This window comes from Cellulomonas sp. GbtcB1 (genome assembly GCF_019091725.1).
Taxonomy (GTDB): Bacteria; Actinomycetota; Actinomycetes; order Actinomycetales; family Cellulomonadaceae; genus Cellulomonas.
The window spans coordinates 1-6,413 of record NZ_JAGXJG010000097.1 but is presented as its reverse complement, the minus strand read 5'-3'; the positions used below and the strand labels follow the sequence as shown (position 1 = coordinate 6,413).

General features: G+C 74.3%; 5 protein-coding genes and 2 pseudogenes. All 7 read right to left on the bottom strand.

From position 1 onward, the window contains the following. Positions 1–924, bottom strand: a pseudogene (locus tag KVT14_RS23285) (hypothetical protein); the annotation flags it as partial. Next, the gene (gene flhA / locus KVT14_RS19610; RefSeq protein ID WP_217617199.1) at positions 902–2,965 is read right to left on the bottom strand and encodes a flagellar biosynthesis protein FlhA; all 2,064 of its coding nucleotides are present in this window, start codon (positions 2,963–2,965) and stop codon (positions 902–904) included. The gene flhA and the pseudogene KVT14_RS23285, both read right to left, overlap by 23 nt. A gap of 58 nt (positions 2,966–3,023) precedes the next feature. Further along, a complete protein-coding gene (locus tag KVT14_RS19605) occupies positions 3,024–4,181 on the bottom strand; it encodes a flagellar biosynthesis protein FlhB (RefSeq protein ID WP_217617198.1) in 1,158 nt (385 codons plus the stop codon). Next, positions 4,181–4,936 (bottom strand): flagellar biosynthetic protein FliR, encoded by a 756-nt coding sequence (locus KVT14_RS19600; protein ID WP_217617197.1) that lies wholly within the window; start codon positions 4,934–4,936, stop codon positions 4,181–4,183. Before KVT14_RS19600 ends, KVT14_RS19605 begins: the two co-directional genes overlap by 1 nt. A 7-nt stretch (positions 4,937–4,943) precedes the next feature. Then, positions 4,944–5,216: a flagellar biosynthesis protein FliQ gene (gene fliQ / locus KVT14_RS19595; RefSeq protein WP_147795549.1), complete on the bottom strand. Its 273-nt coding sequence runs from the start codon at positions 5,214–5,216 to the stop codon at positions 4,944–4,946. Further along, positions 5,216–6,019 (bottom strand): flagellar type III secretion system pore protein FliP, encoded by an 804-nt coding sequence (fliP, locus tag KVT14_RS19590; RefSeq protein ID WP_210417449.1) that lies wholly within the window; start codon positions 6,017–6,019, stop codon positions 5,216–5,218. The genes fliQ and fliP overlap by 1 nt, the downstream gene beginning before the upstream one ends. Positions 6,020–6,150: 131 nt before the next feature. After that, positions 6,151–6,413: pseudogene (locus tag KVT14_RS19585) on the bottom strand (hypothetical protein); the annotation flags it as partial.

Here is a 6,413-nt window from a genome sequence, read left to right as displayed (position 1 = left end):
GGCCGCCGCGGTCGTCAGCCGGCGCCCGGCCGCACCGGCCGCGCCGACCCCGCCGGCACCCGCACCCACCTCCGCGTCCCCCGCGGCCACGACCGGGCCCGAGCCCGACCGCAGCGCCAGCAGCTCCGCGACCCGCGCGGCGTCCTCCGGCGGGCCGGCCACGACCAGCACCGTCCCCGGGTCCCGCGGGACCGGCGGGGCGGTGGGCACGGCGGCCAGCAGCCGCGCGAGCTCGACCGGCCCGTCCCCGACCGCGGCCAGCAGCGCCGCGGGCACGCCGAGCTCGGCGAGCGCGTCGCGCGGCACCCCTCCCGTCGCGGGCGGCGCGTCGGCGGGCACCCGCTCCACGGCCGGCGCCGGCGCGGGCGCGGGCAGCACCGGCGGGGCGGCGGGCTCGAACGCCCGTCCCGCGGCGTCGGGCGCCTGGGCCGGGATCCCCGCCGGCGCCGCCGGGGCGGGCACCTCCAGCTGGTGGTCCGGTGCGACGGCCCCGGTCATCGCCCGCATCTGCTCCAGCACGGAGGCGAACGCCTCCTCGCCGGTCGACACCCGCGGCGGCGCCTCGGGCACCGCGCCCCCGCGCGCCGGCGCGAGCACGTCGGACCCGGGCGGCCCGTAGCCGTCGGGCCCGGCGTCCGCGGCGTCGGCGGCCGCGAGCAGCGCGTCGATCCCGCCGGCCCCTGCACCGGCCCCGGCCGCCGGCACCGGCACGCCCCGGCGCCGCAGCAGCCCGGTGGTCGGCGCGGCCGGGGCGTCCGGCACGTCGATGGTCAGCTCGTACCGCTCGCGCGCGAAGAAGCCCGCGAGCCCGCCGGTGCGCACCCGCTCGGCGCGCACGATCCGCGCGGTCGGCCCGAACTCGGCGCGGACGTGCACCATGAGCTCGGACAGGTCGGCGCCCTCAAGCAGCAATCGCGTGGGCACCGCTCACCACCCCGACGGTCTCGATCCGGACGCCGCCGCCGGTGACCTCGGCGTACGACAGCACGGGCAGCCGGTCGAGCGCGAGGATGACGACCTTGCGCAGCGCGGGCCGCAGCGCCGGGGCGCAGACGAGCACGACGGACCGGCCGGTGGCCTCGGCGTCGGCGACCTGCGCGCGCAGCCGCTCCAGCATCGCCTCCAGGCGGGTCGGGTCGGTGACGATCTGGGTGCCCGACTCCGACGGCCGCAGGGCCTCGACCAGGGACTGCTCGAAGACGGGGTCGAGCGTGAGCACCCGCAGCGCGCCGTCCTGCACGTACTGCGCCGACAGCGCCGGGCCGAGCGCGCCGCGCGCGGCCTCGACCAGGCCCTCGGGGTCGGTGCTGACCTTGGCGCGCAGGGTGAGCGCCTCGTAGATGCGGCCCAGGTCGCGGATCGGCACCTCCTCGGCGAGCAGCCCCTGGAGCACGCGCTGCACCTCGCCGAGCGTGAGCAGCCCGGGCACGAGCTCCTCGACCACGGACGGGTTGACCTGCTTCACGCCCTCGGTGAGGACGCGGACGTCCTCGCGGCCGAGCAGCCGCGGCGCGTTGCGGGTGATGATCGAGCCCAGGTGCGTGATGAGCACGGACACCCGGTCGACGACGGTGGCGCCGGCCATCTCGGCGGCGTGCCGGAGCTCGGCGGCGACCCACTTGCCCGGCAGGCCGAACACCGGCTCGACGACGGACTGCCCGGGCAGTGCGGCGAGGTCGTCGCCGAGCGCCAGGATGCGCCCGGGCGGCACCTCGCCGCGGCCGACCTCGACGCCGGCGATCCGCACGACGTAGGTGGACCGGGGCAGGTCGACGGAGTCGCGGGTGCGGACCGGCGGCACGACGATGCCGAGCTCCATGGCGATCTTGCGGCGCAGGCCGCGCACGCGGTGCAGCAGGTCCTGGTCGGGGCCGTTGCCGACCATGTCGACCAGGTCGGGCGCCAGCAGGATCTCCAGCGTGTGCACCCGCATCTGCTCGATGAGCGCCTCGGGGGTGTCGTTGCTGGTCGGCGCCGAGGTGGCGGTGGACGCCGCGGCGAGCTCGGCGGCGGCGGCCTCCCTGGCCTCGGCGGCCTTGATGCGCTGCGCGACGATCAGCAGCGTCGCGCCGACCAGGACGAACGGCAGCTTCGGCATGCCCGGCAGCAGCGCCAGGGCGAGCGCGCCGCAGCCGGCGATCAGCAGCGCGGTGCGGGACTGGGACAGCTGCTTGGAGGCGGCGGTGCCCATGTCGCCCTCGGCCGTGGCCCGGGTGACGACGATGCCGGTGGACACCGAGAGCAGCAGCGCGGGGATCTGGGTGACCAGGCCGTCGCCGATGGTCAGCAGGCTGAACCGCTCGAGCGACTCGGTGACGGACAGGCCCATCTGGACCATGCCGATGACGAACCCGCCGATGAGGTTGATCAGCGTGATGATGATGCCGGCGATGGCGTCGCCCTTGACGAACTTCGAGCCACCGTCCATGGCGCCGTAGAAGTCGGCCTCCGCGGTGACCTCCGCCCGCCGCTTGCGCGCGGTGTCCTCGTCGATGAGGCCGGAGTTGAGGTCGGCGTCGATGGCCATCTGCTTGCCGGGCATCGCGTCGAGGGTGAACCGCGCGCCGACCTCGGCCACGCGGCCGGCGCCGTTGGTGATGACGACGAACTGGATCACGACCAGGATCAGGAAGATCACCAGGCCGATGACCAGCGACCCGCCGACCACGAAGTGCCCGAACGCGTCGATCACGGCCCCGGCGTAGCCGTCGCGCAGCACCAGCCGGGTGGACGCGACGTTCAGGCCGAGCCGGAACAGCGTGAACACCAGGATCAGCGAGGGGAACACGCTGAAGTCCAGCGGCTTCTGCACGTACATGCTGGTGAGCAGGATGACGAGCGCGGCCGTGATGTTCACGGCGATCAGCACGTCGAGCAGCGCCGCGGGCAGCGGCACCACCAGGAGCAGCACGATGCCCACGACGCCCACCGGGACGGCGAGCTGGGAGATCTGCCGGTTCTTCATCGGAGGTCCTCGTCAGTGGTGTGCGGTACTGCTCTGGTCATCGGCAGGTGCGTCGGGTTCATGCGGCCTTCTCCTGCCGGGCTCGCCGCCGGGCGGCGGCCACGGTGGTCGGTGCGTCGTCCGGGGCGACCGAGCCGCCCGGCATCGTGTGCCTGCCCATCGCCGCGCCGCGGCGCTTCAGCTGCATGACGAAGGCGAGGACGCGGGCGACGGCGGTGAACAGGTAGGCGGGGATCTCCTGGTCGACGGCGCACGCGGCGTGCAGCGACCGGGCGAGCGGGATGTCCTCGACCATCGGGACCCGGTGCTCGGTCGCCTGCTCGCGGATCTTCGCCGCGACGGCGCCCGCGCCCTTGGCGACGAGCCGCGGGGCGCCGGTGCCGGCGACGTACTTCAGCGCGACGGCGACGTGGGTCGGGTTGACGATGACCACGTCCGCGTCGGCGACCGCGGCCATCATCCGGTTCCGGCTCATCGCCATCTGCTTGGACCGGATGTGGCCCTTCACGAGCGGGTCGCCCTCGGTGCGCTTGTTCTCCTCCTTGATCTCCTGCTTCGACATGCGCGTCTGCTTGCGGTTGCGGCGCATGACGACGAGCAGGTCGATCGCGGCGAGCAGCACGCCGGCCCCGACGCCCCAGATGATCAGCTGCTTCACGCCCGCGCCGGCGACGCCGAGCATGTGCTCGAGCGGGATGCGGCCGGTGCCCATGAGCTGCGGCACGAGCGCCTGCACGGCGAGGTAGAGCACGAGCCCGACGACGGCGGTCTTGAGGAGGGTCTTGGCGCCCTCCCACCAGGCGTTCGCGCCGAACAGGCGCTTGACCCCGGACACCGGGTTGAACTGCTTGACGTTCGGCTTGAACTTCTTCACGTGCACGCCGCCCTGGGCGACGGCCACCGCGATGATGACGCCGGCGACGACGGCCATCAGCGGGCCCAGCGTCGCCACGACCGACCACAGGCCGTCGCCGAGCAGGTCGACGACCGTGCCGGCGTCGGGGGCGGCGATCGCCTCCCGGACCGCGGCGAGCTGGTCGCGTGCGGCGTCCGAGGCGCGGGACGCGGTGCTCGGCAGCATGACGGCGGCGGCGGCCAGGCCGACCCACGCGGTGAGGTCCTGGGACCGGGAGAGCTTCCCGTCCCGGTGGACCTCCTTCATCCGCTGGGCTGTGGCCTTCTCGGTCTTCTCCCCGGCGTCCCCTCCCCCGGCCATCAGGCGACCCCGAGGACGGCCTCGACGGCCTTGCGCGCCAGGTCGTCCACGACGCCCGGCAGGGCCAGGTACGCGAAGCCGGCGAACGTCACGGTCATCAAGATCTTCAGCGGGAAGCCCATGGCGAACGCGTTGAGCGCCGGGGACACCCGGGTCAGCAGGCCGAGGCCCACGTCGGTGAGGAACAGCACGACCAGCAGCGGGCCGCCGATCTGCAGCGCCGCGAGGAACATGTCGGACAGCCCGGTGGTGACCGCCTGGCCCATCGCCGCGAGGTCCAGCCCGGTGCCGGGCGGCACGGCGTCGAACGACCGCGCGAGCCCGCCGATCAGCAGCTGGTAGGCGCCCGACACGAACAGCAGGACCAGGCAGGTCATGTTGTAGAGGCGGGCGAACTGCGCGCCGGACGTCATGTTCTGCGGGTCGAACGCCTGCGCGAGCTGGAAGCCGCCGAACAGGTCGATGAGGTTGCCCGCGGCCTGGACGGCCGAGAACACCAGCGACACGAGGAAGCCGAGCGCGGCGCCGACGACGGCCTCCAGCACCAGGTCCCCGACGAACTCCCCCGTGGACTCCGTGGCGACGAGGTCCAGGCGCGGCAGCACGGCGAGCGCCAGCCCGACCGCGAGCATCGCCTTGACGGCGCCGGGGATCCCGCGGTGCGCGAACGGCGGCGCGATCATCAGGAACGCGGCGAACCGGACGCCCGCGAGCATCGCGGTCTGCACGGCGGCCAGGGAGAGGGTCACGTCCATCGTGCGGTCAGCCCCCGAGCAGCGCGGGGATGCGCTCGAACAGCTGGTGCGTGAAGGTCACCAGCTCCGCGATCATCCAGTGCCCGCAGACCAGCAGCGCCACGGCGGCGGCGATGGCCTTCGGCACGAAGGACAGCGTCACCTCCTGGATCTGGGTGACCGACTGCACGAGCGAGACGGAGAACCCGACGACCAGGGCGGTGATGAGCACCGGCGCCGAGAGCTTGGCGGCGATGATCAGGGCGTCCAGCCCGATGTCGAGGACGGCCGAGGTGTCCATCAGCCACCCCCGCCCGACGCGGCGCCGACCAGGGCGGTGACGATCAGGCCCCACCCGTCGACGAGCACGAACAGCAGCAGCTTGAACGGCAGCGACACCATGACGGGCGGCAGCATCATCATGCCCATGCTCATCAGGACCGAGGACACGACCAGGTCGATGACGAGGAACGGGATGAAGATGACGAACCCGATGATGAACGCCGACCGCAGCTCCGAGAGCATGAACGCGGGGATGAGCGTGAGCATCGGGACCGACGCCGGGTCCTCCGGGTTGGGCTGGTCGGCCGCGCGGGTGATGAGCGCCAGGTCCGCCTCGCGCGTGTGCCCGAGCATGTACTCGCGCAGCGGGGCCGAGCCGGCGTCGAGCGCCGTGGTGAAGTCCATGCTGCCGTCGAGGTAGGGCTGCACCGCGACGGTGTTCACGTCGGACAGCACCGGGGCCATCACGAACAGGCTGAGGAACAGCGCGAGGCCGGCGATCACCTGGTTGGGCGGCACGGTCGTCAGGCCGAGCGCGTTCCGGGTGAGGGACAGCACCACGAAGATCTTGGTGAAGCCGGTCATCATCAGCAGCAGCGAGGGCGCGACCGACAGCAGCGTGATGCCGATGAGCACGACGATCGAGCTGCTCGGGGTGCCGTTCACGCCGTTGATCGCGACCGACACCTCGCCGGTGCCGGGGTCGGCCGGGCCGGTCGGCGCGGCCGGACCCTCGGGCGGGACCGGCGCGGCGTGCGCGCTGCCCGAGCCGAGCACGACGAGCGCGACCACCAGGCCGAGCACGGCGAGGACGACGAGCAGCCAGCGGCGGCGGTCGGCGGCGTCGGCGGCCGCGAGGGCCTCGGCGCGGGGGCCGGACAGGACGAGGTCCACGTCGGCGGTCTCGGTGGCGGGTCGCGCGGGACGCGTGGGGCCCGCCGTCAGGGCGGCGGTCACCGGCGCACCGTCCGCTCCCGCAGGACCGCGACGGCCTGCTTCCAGGTGGACGGCGCCAGCACGGAGCCGTGCAGCGCGCCCTGCGCGGCGGCCGGCGCCCCGCCGGCCGCGGGGGCGGCCAGGCGCTCGAGGCGGGCGGCGTCCACGTCGGCGACCTCGAGACCCACGAGGCCCGGGACCGGGGCCGCGGCGGCCTCGGCGAGGGCGTCCTCGAACGCGGGCGCCGGCGCGGCTTGGGCGGTGGCGGCCACCTCCGGGA